The 13036-nt window shown below is 66.6% G+C and carries 18 protein-coding genes; all 18 read right to left on the bottom strand.

Features of this window, described 5'->3' with window-relative positions; translation table 11 throughout:
- Positions 1 to 17: 17 nt before the first annotated feature.
- A complete protein-coding gene (gene tatB / locus CFB47_RS02060) occupies positions 18 to 548 on the bottom strand; it encodes a Sec-independent protein translocase protein TatB (protein ID WP_089439074.1) in 531 nt (176 codons plus the stop codon).
- Between the two features lie 26 nt (positions 549 to 574).
- Complete coding sequence (gene tatA / locus CFB47_RS02055; RefSeq protein WP_089439073.1) at positions 575 to 805, bottom strand: Sec-independent protein translocase subunit TatA; 231 nt, start codon at positions 803 to 805, stop codon at positions 575 to 577.
- A gap of 93 nt (positions 806 to 898) precedes the next feature.
- Complete coding sequence (locus CFB47_RS02050; RefSeq protein ID WP_059491979.1) at positions 899 to 1264, bottom strand: histidine triad nucleotide-binding protein; 366 nt, start codon at positions 1262 to 1264, stop codon at positions 899 to 901.
- A gap of 31 nt (positions 1265 to 1295) precedes the next feature.
- Positions 1296 to 1688, bottom strand: coding sequence for a DUF4870 domain-containing protein (locus tag CFB47_RS02045; protein ID WP_089460354.1), 393 nt, complete (start codon positions 1686 to 1688; stop codon positions 1296 to 1298).
- 69 nt (positions 1689 to 1757) lie between these two features.
- Positions 1758 to 2123, bottom strand: coding sequence for a phosphoribosyl-ATP diphosphatase (locus CFB47_RS02040; protein ID WP_006485344.1), 366 nt, complete (start codon positions 2121 to 2123; stop codon positions 1758 to 1760).
- Positions 2120 to 2536: a phosphoribosyl-AMP cyclohydrolase gene (gene hisI / locus CFB47_RS02035; RefSeq protein ID WP_089455474.1), complete on the bottom strand. Its 417-nt coding sequence runs from the start codon at positions 2534 to 2536 to the stop codon at positions 2120 to 2122. The genes CFB47_RS02040 and hisI overlap by 4 nt, the downstream gene beginning before the upstream one ends.
- Positions 2536 to 3309: an imidazole glycerol phosphate synthase subunit HisF gene (gene hisF / locus CFB47_RS02030; protein WP_011350732.1), complete on the bottom strand. Its 774-nt coding sequence runs from the start codon at positions 3307 to 3309 to the stop codon at positions 2536 to 2538. The genes hisI and hisF overlap by 1 nt, the downstream gene beginning before the upstream one ends.
- Positions 3310 to 3416: 107 nt before the next feature.
- Entirely contained in the window at positions 3417 to 4172 is a 756-nt protein-coding gene (hisA, locus tag CFB47_RS02025; protein WP_039366646.1) for a 1-(5-phosphoribosyl)-5-[(5-phosphoribosylamino)methylideneamino]imidazole-4-carboxamide isomerase, read from the bottom strand.
- Between the two features lie 164 nt (positions 4173 to 4336).
- The gene (gene hisH, locus CFB47_RS02020) at positions 4337 to 4978 is read right to left on the bottom strand and encodes an imidazole glycerol phosphate synthase subunit HisH (protein WP_089439072.1); all 642 of its coding nucleotides are present in this window, start codon (positions 4976 to 4978) and stop codon (positions 4337 to 4339) included.
- Complete coding sequence (locus CFB47_RS02015; RefSeq protein ID WP_039366649.1) at positions 4975 to 5595, bottom strand: YchE family NAAT transporter; 621 nt, start codon at positions 5593 to 5595, stop codon at positions 4975 to 4977. Before CFB47_RS02015 ends, hisH begins: the two co-directional genes overlap by 4 nt.
- 66 nt (positions 5596 to 5661) lie before the next feature.
- Positions 5662 to 6249, bottom strand: coding sequence for an imidazoleglycerol-phosphate dehydratase HisB (gene hisB / locus CFB47_RS02010; RefSeq protein ID WP_011350728.1), 588 nt, complete (start codon positions 6247 to 6249; stop codon positions 5662 to 5664).
- Positions 6250 to 6314: 65 nt separating this feature from the next.
- A complete protein-coding gene (hisC, locus tag CFB47_RS02005; RefSeq protein WP_089455471.1) occupies positions 6315 to 7388 on the bottom strand; it encodes a histidinol-phosphate transaminase in 1074 nt (357 codons plus the stop codon).
- 144 nt (positions 7389 to 7532) lie between these two features.
- Complete coding sequence (gene hisD, locus CFB47_RS02000) at positions 7533 to 8849, bottom strand: histidinol dehydrogenase (RefSeq protein WP_089460353.1); 1317 nt, start codon at positions 8847 to 8849, stop codon at positions 7533 to 7535.
- Positions 8850 to 8873: 24 nt separating this feature from the next.
- Positions 8874 to 9527 (bottom strand): ATP phosphoribosyltransferase, encoded by a 654-nt coding sequence (gene hisG, locus CFB47_RS01995; RefSeq protein ID WP_011350725.1) that lies wholly within the window; start codon positions 9525 to 9527, stop codon positions 8874 to 8876.
- A complete protein-coding gene (gene murA, locus CFB47_RS01990; RefSeq protein WP_089439069.1) occupies positions 9524 to 10873 on the bottom strand; it encodes a UDP-N-acetylglucosamine 1-carboxyvinyltransferase in 1350 nt (449 codons plus the stop codon). The genes hisG and murA overlap by 4 nt, the downstream gene beginning before the upstream one ends.
- A gap of 14 nt (positions 10874 to 10887) precedes the next feature.
- A complete protein-coding gene (locus tag CFB47_RS01985) occupies positions 10888 to 11127 on the bottom strand; it encodes a BolA family protein (RefSeq protein WP_006477131.1) in 240 nt (79 codons plus the stop codon).
- 56 nt (positions 11128 to 11183) lie between these two features.
- Positions 11184 to 11939, bottom strand: a complete 756-nt coding sequence (locus CFB47_RS01980; RefSeq protein WP_089460352.1) for an ABC transporter permease — start codon at positions 11937 to 11939, stop codon at positions 11184 to 11186.
- Complete coding sequence (locus CFB47_RS01975) at positions 11936 to 12862, bottom strand: ABC transporter ATP-binding protein (protein WP_011350722.1); 927 nt, start codon at positions 12860 to 12862, stop codon at positions 11936 to 11938. Before CFB47_RS01975 ends, CFB47_RS01980 begins: the two co-directional genes overlap by 4 nt.
- Between the last annotated feature and the right edge of the window lie 174 nt (positions 12863 to 13036).

Raw genomic sequence — 13036 nt, 5'->3', positions numbered from 1 at the left:
GCGAGCATGCGCTCGGCTCAGAAGAAGCGCGTCGGCCGGCGCAGGCTGGCCGGCTGGTGGCGCGCGACACGCGCGGCGCCCGACTGCACGTGCGTACGGCGGGTGGTCGCGCGCTTGTACCAGGCAGGCGCAGCCGCCTGCTTGACGCGCCAGTTGCGGCGCTTCGGCGCGAGCGCGGCCGTACTGCCGCGCCACGACGGCGTGGCAGGCATGCCGGAACCGATCGAACCGGCGTCGCCCGCCGCTTCGTTGAGACCGCCGACCGCGGAATGCCACGTGTCGTTCAGGTCCTTCTCGTGCTCACGCAGGTTGTCGTGAATCGTCGTCTCGACATTGCGCGCGGCCGCCTCGAAATCGGTCTTCATCGTGCGCAACGCGTCGAGTTCGATTTCGCGCGAGACCTCGGCCTTCACGTCGTTGATGTACCGCTGCGCACGGCCGAACAGCGCGCCTGCCGTGCGCGCAACGCGCGGCAGGCGCTCGGGGCCGAGCACCACGAGCGCGACGACGCCGATCAGCGCCATCTTCGAAAGACCGAGATCCAGCATCGCGAATGCCTGTCAGCGTACCGGCGTTACGCCTTGTTCGAGTCGGAACGCGTCGTTTCCTTCGCGTTGACGTCGACCGAGCCCGCACGCGGCAGTTGCTGCGCGTCCGCCGGTGCTTCGCCGTCCTTCATGCCGTCCTTGAAACCCTTCACGGCGCTGCCGAGATCGTTGCCGATGTTGCGCAGCTTCTTCGTACCGAAAACCAGCGCGACGATCAGCAGCACGATCAGCCAGTGCCAAATGCTCAATCCACCCATGATGAAACCTCTCCTCAACCACGCCGCGATGCGGCGTAAATCGCCGGCAACGCGCCGGCTTCGACCATCGATGCGGGGAAACGCCCCGCGCCGTCAACCCATCCGCTGCCAGGGGCGCGGGCCGGCCAGGATATGCGCGTGCAGGTGGTAGACCTCCTGCCCGCCGCCCGGGCCCGTGTTGATCACCGTACGGAAACCGGTTTCGCCGCCCGTATATGCGACGCCGAGCTGGCCGGCGAGACGCGAGACGAGCAGCATCAGCCGGCCGAGCATCGGTGCATCGGCGTCGCTCGCCGCCGACAGCGTCGGCAGATGCTGGCGCGGAATCACGAGCACGTGTGTCTCGGCCGCCGGGCGGATGTCGCGGAACGCGACGAATTCGTCATCCTCGTGCACCTTCGTGCTCGGGATCTCGCCTGCCGCGATCTTGCAGAACAGGCAATTCGGATCGTGACTCATGTTGCTCCTGCAGACGCCCAAGCGCGGCCGGTCAGAACCAGGCCTGCGGATCGAGCGGCTTGTTGTCGTTCAGGTACAGCCAACCCTTGATGATACGGTACAGCGTCCAGATCCATGTGACAAACATCACTGCGAATCCGACCACCACGAACATCAGCGCGAACCCGATCACATAGGCGATCAGCGCGCGCCAGAACGTGCGGATCTGCCACTCGAAGTGGGCCGCATACGGCGTACCGGCCACATCGTCGCGCTTCACGTAGTTGATGATGATCGCGATGATGCCCGTGACGCCGCCCGTCAGCCAATGAAACGCATAGAGGCCGTAGAGCACGTGAGTCAGCGTGCGCAGCCCGTTCAGGCGCTCGGCGTCCGCGCCCCCTGGCACCGACGGCGGCGGAAACTGGCTTGGCGTATCGGTCATGATGCTACCCCCGTTAGATGACAATTCTTACAGCTTACCGCACTGTGGCCATCCCGCGACAAGGGCCTGTCAACCGCCGTTTTCCTCGCGCTCGCGACGCTTGCGCAGGGCCTTCTCCTCGATACCCGACAGCCCTTCGCGGCGCTCGAGCTCGGCGATCACGTCGGCCGGGCTCAGGTCGAAATGCGACAGCATCACGAGGCAGTGGAACCACAGGTCGGCCACCTCGCCGACGAGCGCGGTCGGCGCGCCGCCCTGGCGCACGTCCTTCGCGGCCAGCACGACTTCCGTCGCCTCTTCGCCGATCTTCTTCAGCACCGCGTCGTCGCCCTTGTGGAACAGGCGCGATACGTACGATTGATCGGGATCGCCGCCCTTGCGGCTATCGATCACGGCCGCGAGGCGCAGCAGCGTGTCTTCGGTCGATTGCGTCATTTGTAGATGTGTTCGGGATCTTTCAGCACCGGTTCGACCGCGACCCAGTCGCCGCTGTCGACGGTGCCTTCGAATTTCTGGAAGAAGCACGAATGCCGGCCGGTGTGGCACGCGATGCCCGACACCTGCTCGACCTTCAGCAGCACGACATCCTCGTCGCAGTCGAGCCGCACCTCGTGCACGTGCTGCACGTGGCCCGACTCCTCGCCCTTGAACCACAGGCGCTTGCGCGAGCGCGAATAGTAGACCGCGCGCTGCGTCTCGATCGTCTTCGCCAGTGCCTCGCGGTTCATCCACGCGAACATCAGCACGTCGTTCGTCGACGCTTCCTGCGCGATCACCGGCACGAGGCCGTTGTCGTCCCAGCGGACCTTGTCGAGCCACGCGGGCAATGCATTCGATTCCGTATTCATCACAGCCTCACCGGGATGCCCTGGTCGGCCATGAAGCGCTTCGCCTCGCCGACCGTGTGCTCGCCGTAGTGGAAGATACTCGCGGCCAGCACCGCGTCGGCGCGGCCGTCCTTGATGCCGTCGGCCAGGTGCTGCAGCGAGCCGACACCGCCCGATGCGATCACCGGCACCGGCACCGCGTCCGACACGCCGCGCGTGAGCGCGAGGTCGAAGCCCGACTTGGTGCCGTCGCGGTCCATGCTCGTGAGCAGGATCTCGCCCGCGCCGAGCTCGGCCATCTTGCGCGCCCATTCGATCGCGTCGAGGCCCGTATTCTTGCGGCCGCCGTGCGTAAAGACTTCCCAGCGCGGCGTCTCGCCATCGGCCGACACGCGCTTCGCGTCGATCGCGACGACGATGCACTGCGAGCCGTACTTGTCGGCCGCGTCGCGCACGAGCTGCGGGTTCGCGACCGCCGACGAATTCATGCTGACCTTGTCCGCGCCCGCGTTCAGCAGGCGCCGCACGTCCTCGACGGCGCGCACGCCGCCGCCGACGGTCAGCGGAATGAAGACCTGCGACGCGACGGCTTCGATGATCGGCAGGATCAGGTCGCGCTGGTCGGACGTCGCGGTGATGTCGAGGAACGTCAGTTCGTCGGCGCCCTGGTCGTCGTAGCGGCGGGCGATTTCGACGGGATCGCCGGCATCGCGCAGCTCGACGAAGTTGACGCCCTTGACGACACGCCCGGCAGTCACGTCCAGGCAGGGGATGATGCGTTTAGCTAGAGCCATGATGTTGCGCCAAATGCCGCGATGGGACGGCCGGTTGCGGAAAGCCTCGCGCGAGGCTTCCGGTCGGGGCCGCCTGCAGGCAGCCCCGGCGAGCGGGACAACCGCGCTTACGCGTTGTCGAGTTCGCCGTTCAGTTCGTCCGCGCGCTTTTGCGCGGCCGCGAAATCGAGATCGCCGGAGTAGATCGCACGGCCGCAGATCACGCCTTCGACGCCGTGCTCCTCGACTTCGCACAGGTTCTCGATGTCCGTGAGGTTCGACAGGCCGCCGCTGGCGATCACGGGGATGCCGACTGCCTGCGCGAGCTTCACGGTCGCCTCGATGTTGATGCCCTGCAGCATCCCGTCGCGGCCGATGTCCGTGTAGACGATCGATTCGACGCCGTAGTCCTCGAACTTGCGCGCAAGGTCGATCACTTCGTGGCCGGTCAGCTTGCTCCAGCCGTCGGTCGCGACCTTGCCGTCCTTCGCGTCCAGGCCGACGATGATGTTGCCGGAGAACGCGGTGCATGCGTCCTGCAGGAAGCCGGGGTTCTTCACCGCGGCCGTACCGATGATCACGTAGGACAGGCCGGCGTCGAGATACTTCTCGATCGTCTCGAGGCTGCGGATGCCGCCGCCGAGCTGGACGGGAATTTCATCGCCGACCTCGTCGAGGATCGCTTCGATCGCCTCGAGATTCTTCGGCTTGCCGGCGAATGCGCCGTTCAGGTCGACGAGATGGAGCCGCCGGGCGCCGAGATCGACCCACTTGCGGGCCATCGCCGCCGGGTCCTCGGAAAAAATCGTGGCCTGGTCCATATCGCCCTGTTTGAGGCGCACACACTGACCGTCTTTGAGGTCGATGGCCGGAATCAGCAACATAGCAATCGGGTGTCGTCGTGGAAAAAGAAAAGAATCCGGCGCGTACCGGCCAATCCGGTACCGCGCCGTCTCGCTAGTTTAGTACAACTCTTTCGGCGCTTAGGCGCGAGCGCGCCGTGCGACAGGCCGTTCGGCCAGATCGACTGTGGCTCGCGCACCACGTTTCACGGTTTCCAGTGTACGAAGTTGCGATACAGACGCAACCCGACCTCCGCGCTTTTCTCGGGGTGGAATTGGGTCGCGAAGAGGTTGTCCCGCGCGACCGCGGACGTAAACGGCGCGCCGTAGGCCGTTTCGCCAACCGTATGCGCCGGGTTGTCCGGCGTGACGTAATAACTGTGCACGAAGTAGAAATACGCGTCGTCGGGCACGCCGTCCCACAGCGGGTGCGGCTGCGACTGGCGCACGCGGTTCCAGCCCATCTGCGGCACCTTGAAGCGCGAGCCGTCGTCCTGCAGGCGGCCGTCGAGCGCGAAACGCACGACCTTGCCGGGCAACAGGCCGAGGCCCTTGGTGTCGCCTTCCGCGCTCCAGTCGAACAGCATCTGCTCGCCGACGCACACGCCGAGCAGCGGCTTGGTGCGCGAGGCCTCGATCACGGCCTCCTGCAGGCCCGATTCGCCGAGGCTGCGCATGCAGTCGGGCATCGCGCCCTGGCCGGGCAGCACGACACGGTCGGCCGCGCGGATCGCGGCCGGCGTGTCGACGATCGCCACGTCGGCGGCCGGTTCGGCCTTCTTGAGCGCCTGCGCGACCGAGCGCAGGTTGCCCATCCCATAATCCACAATCGCAATCGAAGTTTTCATCTCAGTGCAGGCAGTAGCGCCCTCAGTCCATTGACGATGAATTCCACCGCCAGCGCCGACAGCATCAGACCCATCAGCCGCGTGGCGATGTTGATGCCCGTGCGGCCGATCCAGTTCGCGATCGGCTCGGCGAGCCGCATCGCGACGAAACACAGAAAAGCCAGGACCGCGCCGATCGCGACCAGCCCGGCCCGCTCATACCAGTGATGCGAGTTCGCCGCATAGATGATCACCGTGCTGATCGAGCCGGGGCCCGTGAGCAGCGGAATCGCCAGCGGCACGACCGCGATGTTGTCCTTCAGCTCGGCCTCGTGGCGCTCCTCCGGCGTCGATCGCGTGTTGCCGATCTGCGCGTTCAGCATGTTGATCGCCATCAGCAGCATGATGATCCCGCCGCCCACTTCGAGCGACCCGACCGAAATGCCGAAGAAGTCGATGATCTGCTGCCCGAGCAGCGTCGTCACCGTGATCACGCAGAACACCGACACCGACGCGATCCGGATCGTGCGCCGCCGCTCGGCATCCGTCTGCTGCGCCGTCAGGCTCAGGAAGAACGGCACTGCGCCGACCGGGTTGATCAGCGCCAGCAGCGAGATGAACGATTTGAGCAGATCCATCGCAAGCCGGCGCCGCGCGCCGAAGCCGTGAGGTTGTCCTTGACGCGCCGTCCGGTCAGTTCAGGTTCAGAGACTGCCCTTCGTCGACGGGATCTGCCCCGCCGCACGTTCGTCCAGCTCCACCGCCGCGCGCAGCGCACGGCCGAAGGCCTTGAACACCGTTTCGAGCTGATGGTGCGCGTTGATCCCGCGCAGGTTATCGATGTGCAGCGTGACGCCCGCGTGGTTCACGAAACCGCGGAAGAATTCGATCGACAGGTCGACGTCGAACGTGCCGATCCGCGCCCGCGTGAACGGCACGTGGAATTCGAGGCCCGGCCGGCCGGAGAAATCGATCACGACGCGCGACAGCGCCTCGTCGAGCGGCACGTACGAATGGCCATAGCGGCGGATGCCCTTGCGGTCGCCGATCGCCTTCGCGACGGCCTGGCCGAGCGTGATGCCGACATCCTCGACCGTGTGGTGGTCGTCGATATGCGTATCGCCATGCGCTTCAACCTCGAGATCGACCAGACCGTGTCGCGCGATCTGGTCGAGCATATGGTCGAGGAACGGCACGCCGGTGGCCAGCTTCTGCTGGCCCGTGCCGTCGAGATTGAGCTTCACACGGATCTGCGTTTCGCTGGTATTGCGAACGACTTCCGCCACACGCATGGCAATTCCTTGACTGAGTCGATGTAAATGGGGATTGATCGTTTCGCGCTGCGGCGCCCAGAGGCTCAACCGGGCAGCGCGAGTTTCAAAGCGGCCAGCAGGCGCGCGTTTTCGTCGGGAGAACCGACGGTCAGCCGCACGCATTCAGCCAGCAACGGATGCATTTTACTCACGTTTTTGACCAACACCCGCTCGGTGAGCAGCGCGTCGAACACGGCGGCCGCGTCCGGCACGCGCACCAGCAGGAAATTGCCCGCGCTCGGGAACACCGTCGTGCCCGGCAGCGCGGCCACTTCCTGGGCGAGACGCGTGCGTTCCGCTCGCAGGTCGGCCGCCTGCGCGTCGAGCACGTCGAGGTGGTCGAGCAGGAAATCGGCGGTCGCCTGGGTCAGCACGTTGATGTTGTACGGCGGGCGCACCTTGTCGAATTCGGTCAGCCACGCGGGCGAACCGACCAGATAGCCGAGGCGGATGCCCGCGAGGCCGAGCTTCGACACCGTGCGCATCACGACGACGTTGTCGAATTCGGCGGCGCGCGGCAGCCACGAGCGCACCGCGAACGGCTGGTACGCCTCGTCGATCACGACCAGGCTGTGCCGCGCGGCCGCGACGATCCGTTCGATATCGGCATCGTCGTACAGCGTGCCGGTCGGGTTGTTCGGGTACGCGAGATAGACGAGCGCCGGACGATGCTCGGCAATCGCCGCGAGCATCGCGTCGACGTCGAGCGTCAGGTCGGCCTTCAACGGCACGCCGACGAATTCGAGCTGCGCGAGCTTCGCGGACAGTTCGTACATCACGAAGCCCGGCACCGGCGCGAGCACCTTCGCGCCCGGCTTCGCACAGGCCATCGACATCATGCTGATGATTTCGTCCGAGCCGTTGCCCAGCAGCACGTCGCAGCCGGCCGGCACGCCCATCACATGGCGCAGCTTGTCGAGCAGCGCGGCCGGGCGCGGCGCCGGGTAGCGGTTCAGCGCGACCTGCGCGAGACGCTCGCCAAGCGCCGCGGCGAGCGGTTCGGGCAGCGGGTACGGGTTCTCCATCGCGTCGAGTTTCACGAACCCGCTCGCGTCGGGCACCGGGTAGCTCGTCATCGCGAGCACGTCGCGGCGGATGATGTCTTGTGGCGTCGTCATGGTCTCAAGCCGGCGTACGTCGCGCCGGCGTCAATGGGTCGGCAAAGCGGCGGTTGCCGCCCTGCACAGGTGTCTCCTGCCCCGGCCTACCGGGGCAGGCCGGGCGGCACGTCAGCGCCGGCCGCGGCCCCGTGCAGCGTGCGGTCAGTTCTTCATCCGGAACTCGGCGCTCTTCGCGTGCGCCTGCAGCCCCTCGCCGTACGCGAGCTCGGACGCGATCTCGCCGAGCGTCTGCGCGCCTTCCGCGCTGACCTCGATCACGCTCGAGCGCTTGATGAAGTCGTACACGCCGAGCGGCGACGAGAAACGCGCGGTGCGCGACGTCGGCAGCACGTGGTTCGGGCCCGCGCAGTAGTCGCCAAGGCTCTCGCTCGTGTAGCGGCCGAGGAAGATCGCGCCCGCATGGCGGATCTGCTGGCCCCATTGCTGCGGCTCCAGCGCGGAAATTTCCAGGTGCTCGGGCGCGATGTCGTTCGCGATCCGGCAAGCCTCGGCCATGTCGCGCACCTTGATCAGCGCGCCACGGCCTTCGAGCGACGCGCGGATCACGTCCTGGCGCGGCATCGACGGCAGCAGCTCGTCGATCGCCTTTGCGACGCGCTCGAGGAACGCACCGTCCGGGCACAGCAGGATCGATTGCGCGAGTTCGTCGTGCTCGGCCTGCGAGAACAGGTCCATCGCGACCCAGTTCGGATCGGTCGTGCCGTCGCACAGTACGAGGATTTCGGACGGCCCGGCGATCATGTCGATACCGACCGTGCCGAACACGCGGCGCTTCGCCGACGCGACGTACGCATTGCCGGGGCCGCAGATCTTGTCGACGGCCGGCACCGTCGCCGTGCCGTAGGCGAGCGCGCCGACCGCCTGCGCACCGCCGATCGTGAACACGCGATCGACGCCGCCGAGCAGCGCCGCGGCGAGCACGAGGTCGTTCTTCACGCCGTCCGGCGTCGGCACGACCATCACGATCTCGCCGACGCCCGCGACGCGCGCGGGAATCGCATTCATCAGCACCGACGACGGATACGCGGCCTTGCCGCCCGGCACGTACAGGCCGACGCGGTCGAGCGGCGTGATCTTCTGGCCGAGCACCGTGCCGTCGCTTTCCGTGTATTGCCAGCTATGCGTGCCGCACTCGATCTTCTGCTTCTCGTGGTACGCACGCACCCGCGCGGCAGCGGCTTCCAGCGCCGCGCGCGCCTTCGGCGCGAGGCCGTCGAGCGCCGTCTGCAGCGCGTCCTGCGGCAGCTCCAGCGCGGCGACGCTCGCCGCGCTCAGCCGGTCGAAGCGGTTCGTGTACTCGAGCACCGCGGCGTCGCCGCGCGACTTCACGTCGGCGAGGATCTGCGCGACCGATTGCTCGATCGCCGCGTCTTCGCTCGCCTCGAATGCGAGCAGCGCGCGCAGCTCGGCGCCGAAGCCTTCGCTCGTCGAATCGAGCTTGCGGATGGTGATGGACATGGGAGTTCCGTTACGGTGATGCGCTCAACCGCCATTCTGCGACGCGCGTTCGAACGCGTCGAGGATCGGCTTGAGCGCCGTGCGCTTCAACTTCAGCGCAGCCTGGTTCACGACGAGGCGCGACGAGATCGCCATGATCTCCTCGACCTCGACCAGATTGTTCGCCTTCAGCGTGCCGCCCGAGCTGACGAGGTCGACGATCGCATCGGCCAGCCCGACCAGCGGCGCCAGCTCCATCGAGCCGTACAGCTTGATCAGGTCGACGTGCACGCCCTTCGCGGCAAAGTGTTCGCGGGCGGTTTCGACGTACTTCGTCGCGACGCGCAGCCGCGCGCCCTGGCGCACCGCGCTCGCGTAGTCGAAACCGGCCGATACGGCCACCGACATCCGGCAGCGCGCAATGTTCAGATCGATCGGCTGGTACAGGCCCGAGCCGCCGTGCTCGACCAGCACGTCCTTGCCGGCCACGCCGAAATCGGCCGCGCCGTATTCGACATAGGTCGGCACGTCGCTCGCGCGCACGATGATCACGCGCAGGTCGGGGTTCGTCGTCGGCAGGATCAGCTTGCGCGACGTTTCCGGATCCTCGGTCACCTGCACGCCGGCCGCGGCCAGCAGCGGCAGGGTTTCCTCGAAAATCCGGCCCTTCGACAGGGCAAGGGTCAGCGGCGCGGTCATGCTTGGCTCCCGGAAAGGCGGCGCACGTTCGCGCCGACGGCGGTCAGTTTGGCTTCCATGCGGTCGTAGCCGCGGTCCAGATGATAGATGCGGTCGACCAGCGTTTCGCCGTCGGCACGCAGCCCGGCGATCACGAGGCTCGCCGACGCGCGCAGGTCGGTCGCCATCACGTTCGCGCCCGACAGCTTCTCGACCCCCGTCACGAGCGCGGTGTTACCGTCGATCGTGATGTTCGCGCCGAGCCGGTTCAGCTCCTGCACGTGCATGAAACGGTTCTCGAAAATGGTTTCGACGACTTGCGCGGTGCCCGTCGCGACCGTATTGAGGGCCATGAACTGCGCCTGCATGTCGGTCGGGAACGCCGGGTATTCCGACGTGCGGATCGTCACCGCCGACGGGCGGCGGTCCATCTTCACGCGCAGCCAGCTGTCGCCTTCCTCGATCGACACGCCGGCTTCGCGCAGCTTGTCGATCACCGCGTCGAGGATGTGCGGGCGCACGCCCGTCAGCATCACGTCGCCGCCAGCCGCCGCGACCGCGCACAGGAACGTGCCGGCCTCGATGCGGTCGGGGATCACCGAGTGGCGCGCGCCGTGCAGCCGCTCGACGCCCTGGATCACGAGGCGATCGGTGCCGATGCCATCGATTTTCGCGCCCATCGCGACCAGCAAGTGTGCGAGATCGCTCACTTCCGGCTCGCGCGCGGCGTTTTCGATCACCGTCTCGCCGTCGGCGAGCGTCGCGGCCATCAGCAGGTTTTCCGTGCCCGTCACCGTGATCATGTCGGTCACGATGCGCGCACCCTTCAGGCGCTTCGCGCGGGCTTCGATGAAGCCGTGCTCGATGCTGATCTCGGCGCCCATCGCCTGCAGGCCCTTGATGTGCTGGTCGACCGGACGCGCGCCGATCGCGCAGCCGCCCGGCAGGGACACCTTCGCCTCGCCGAAGCGCGCGAGCAGCGGCCCGAGCACGAGGATCGACGCGCGCATCGTCTTCACGAGCTCGTACGGCGCGACGAGGTTGTCGACGCGCGACGCGTCGAGCCGCACGCGGCAGCCGTCGGTCTCGCTCTTCACGCCCATCTGGTTCAGCACCTTCAGCGTGGTCCGCACGTCCTTGAGATTCGGCACGTTGTCGAGATCGACCGGGTCACCGGTGAGCAGCCCCGCGCACAGGATCGGCAGCGCGGCATTCTTCGCGCCCGACACGACGATCTCGCCCGACAGGCGGTGGCCGCCTTCGATCACGAGCTTGTCCATCCCATGGCCATGCGCTTCCCCGTTGGCGGCCGGGTGTGCCGTGGCGACGCTCTGGACGGCGTCGCGCTCGTTGACGGTGACTTGCACTCAGTGATTTCCGTTTATGCGTTCTGCCATTCGGCGGGCGTCAGCGTCTTCATGCTGAGCGCGTGAATTTCCTGTTTCATGCGATCGCCGAGCGCCGCATAGACGAGCTGGTGCCGCTGGATCGGGCGCTTGCCTTCGAAGGCCGCCGACACGATCGTCGCGAAGAAATGCTGGCCGTCGCCTTCGACTTCCAGATGCGTGCAGGCGAGACCGCCGGCGATGTATTGCTTGACCTGTTCGGGAGTCGGCAACATGGTGTAAGGCTCCTGTCGGCGCGCGCCGCCCGGATGGCGGCCGCTGCCTGTCGATATCAATGACGCAGTTTGTAGCCGGTCGCGAGCAGCCGCATCGCGATCAGCGCGAGCAGCACGAAGAAACCGGTGACGATCGCGAGGCTCGCGAACGGGTTGATGTCGGACGCGCCGAAGAACCCGAAACGGAAGCCGTCGATCATGTAGAAAAACGGATTGAGACGCGAGATCTCGCGCCACACGGGCGGCAGCGAGTGCGTCGAATAGAACACGCCGGACAGGAACGTCAGCGGCATGATCAGGAAGTTCTGGAACGCGGCGAGCTGGTCGAACTTCTCGGCCCAGATCCCGGCGATCAGGCCGAGCGTGCCGAGGATCGCCGAGCCGAGCAACGCGAACGCAATGATGAACAGCGGCGCCGCGAAATGCATCGGGATAAACCAGATCGTCACGACGAACACGCCCGCGCCGACGGCGAGGCCGCGCACCACGGACGCAAGCACATACGCGCCGAAGATGTCGCGGTACGACAGCGGCGGCAGCAGCATGAACACGAGGTTGCCGGTGATCTTCGACTGGATCAGCGACGACGAGCTGTTCGCGAACGCGTTCTGCAGCACGCTCATCATCACGAGGCCCGGCACGAGAAAGCTCACGTACTCGACGCCCGGATAGACCTCGACGCGGCCCGACAGCGCATGACCGAAAATCGTCAGATACAGCAGCGCCGTGACGATCGGTGCGCACACCGTCTGGAACGACACTTTCCAGAAACGCAGCAGTTCCTTGTAGAACAGCGTTTGAAACCCGCTCATGCCAGACCCTCGATGACGTCGGCCCCGTTCATCACCTGGACGAACACATCCTCGAGGTCGGCCTTGCGGACCTCGATCTCGTCGAACGTGCAGCCCGCCGCGCGGCACTGCGCGAGGATGCGTTCGACATCGTCATAGCTCGTCAGGCGCAGCAGATGCTCGCCCGGCGCGCGGGCGGCCGGGTCGGACTCCAGCCCGCGCAGCTCGGACGGCAGCGCGCCGGTCGCGAGGCGCAGGTAGAGCTGCAGCCCCGCGAAGCGGCGAAGCAGCGCGTCGGTGCGGTCGAGCGCGACCACTTCGCCACGGCGCAGCATCGCGATGCGGTCGCACAGCGACTCGGCTTCCTCGAGGTAATGGGTGGTCAGCACGATCGTGTGGCCTTCTCGGTTCAGGCGCGAGATGAATTTCCACAGCGTCTGGCGCAATTCGACGTCGACACCGGCGGTCGGTTCGTCGAGCACGATCACGGGCGGCCGGTGCACGAGCGCCTGCGCGACCAGCACGCGACGCTTCATCCCGCCCGACAGCGCGCGCATGTTCGCGTCGGCCTTCTCGGTGAGGTCGAGATTGGCCATCACTTCGTCGATCCAGTCGTCGTTGCGGCGCAGCCCGAAATAGCCGGACTGGATCCGCAGCGTCTCGCGGACGGTGAAGAACGGATCGAACACGAGTTCCTGCGGCACGACGCCGAGTGCACGGCGCGCGCCACGGAAGTCCTTGACGACGTCGTGACCGCGCACCGAGATACTGCCTTCGTCGGCCCGGGCGAGCCCGGCGAGGATACTGATGAGCGTGGTCTTGCCTGCGCCGTTGGGGCCGAGCAGACCGAAAAACTCGCCCTCCTCGACCGACAGGCTGACGCCCTTGAGCGCCTGAAGCGACTTGTAGCGCTTCTTGACGTGACGGATTTCTATGGCTGACATGACTGTGCGCGACGCCAGGGCCGCGACGCCTATTCTGTGCTTGCTGCGTATGAAAATGGGGGCCGGACGCCGATTGGCTGCCCCGCAAAACGCTTGATTATAGGGCAAACCGGCTGGGGGAGCCGGTGCCGGAGGCACGCGGCCTGAAGCTTGCGCGCGCCGGGCGGCGCGGCA

The organism is Burkholderia sp. AU27893, assembly GCF_002223205.1.
Taxonomy (GTDB): domain Bacteria; phylum Pseudomonadota; class Gammaproteobacteria; order Burkholderiales; family Burkholderiaceae; genus Burkholderia.
Note: the sequence above shows the minus strand (reverse complement) of the source record. Positions and strands in the feature narration are given on the sequence as shown.

Excerpts from the sequence above, each read along its gene's own strand:
- tatB (WP_089439074.1), bottom strand. The coding sequence starts at position 548 with ATGCTGGATCTCGGTCTTTCGAAGATGGCGCTGATCGGCGTCGTCGCG.
- tatA (WP_089439073.1), bottom strand. The coding sequence starts at position 805 with ATGGGTGGATTGAGCATTTGGCACTGGCTGATCGTGCTGCTGATCGTC.
- CFB47_RS02050 (WP_059491979.1), bottom strand. The coding sequence starts at position 1,264 with ATGAGTCACGATCCGAATTGCCTGTTCTGCAAGATCGCGGCAGGCGAG.
- CFB47_RS02045 (WP_089460354.1), bottom strand. The coding sequence starts at position 1,688 with ATGACCGATACGCCAAGCCAGTTTCCGCCGCCGTCGGTGCCAGGGGGC.
- CFB47_RS02040 (WP_006485344.1), bottom strand. The coding sequence starts at position 2,123 with ATGACGCAATCGACCGAAGACACGCTGCTGCGCCTCGCGGCCGTGATC.
- hisI (WP_089455474.1), bottom strand. The coding sequence starts at position 2,536 with ATGAATACGGAATCGAATGCATTGCCCGCGTGGCTCGACAAGGTCCGC.
- hisF (WP_011350732.1), bottom strand. The coding sequence starts at position 3,309 with ATGGCTCTAGCTAAACGCATCATCCCCTGCCTGGACGTGACTGCCGGG.
- hisA (WP_039366646.1), bottom strand. The coding sequence starts at position 4,172 with ATGTTGCTGATTCCGGCCATCGACCTCAAAGACGGTCAGTGTGTGCGC.
- hisH (WP_089439072.1), bottom strand. The coding sequence starts at position 4,978 with ATGAAAACTTCGATTGCGATTGTGGATTATGGGATGGGCAACCTGCGC.
- CFB47_RS02015 (WP_039366649.1), bottom strand. The coding sequence starts at position 5,595 with ATGGATCTGCTCAAATCGTTCATCTCGCTGCTGGCGCTGATCAACCCG.
- hisB (WP_011350728.1), bottom strand. The coding sequence starts at position 6,249 with ATGCGTGTGGCGGAAGTCGTTCGCAATACCAGCGAAACGCAGATCCGT.
- hisC (WP_089455471.1), bottom strand. The coding sequence starts at position 7,388 with ATGACGACGCCACAAGACATCATCCGCCGCGACGTGCTCGCGATGACG.
- hisD (WP_089460353.1), bottom strand. The coding sequence starts at position 8,849 with ATGTCCATCACCATCCGCAAGCTCGATTCGACGAGCGAAGGCTTCGGC.
- hisG (WP_011350725.1), bottom strand. The coding sequence starts at position 9,527 with ATGACCGCGCCGCTGACCCTTGCCCTGTCGAAGGGCCGGATTTTCGAG.
- CFB47_RS01985 (WP_006477131.1), bottom strand. The coding sequence starts at position 11,127 with ATGTTGCCGACTCCCGAACAGGTCAAGCAATACATCGCCGGCGGTCTC.
- CFB47_RS01980 (WP_089460352.1), bottom strand. The coding sequence starts at position 11,939 with ATGAGCGGGTTTCAAACGCTGTTCTACAAGGAACTGCTGCGTTTCTGG.
- CFB47_RS01975 (WP_011350722.1), bottom strand. The coding sequence starts at position 12,862 with ATGTCAGCCATAGAAATCCGTCACGTCAAGAAGCGCTACAAGTCGCTT.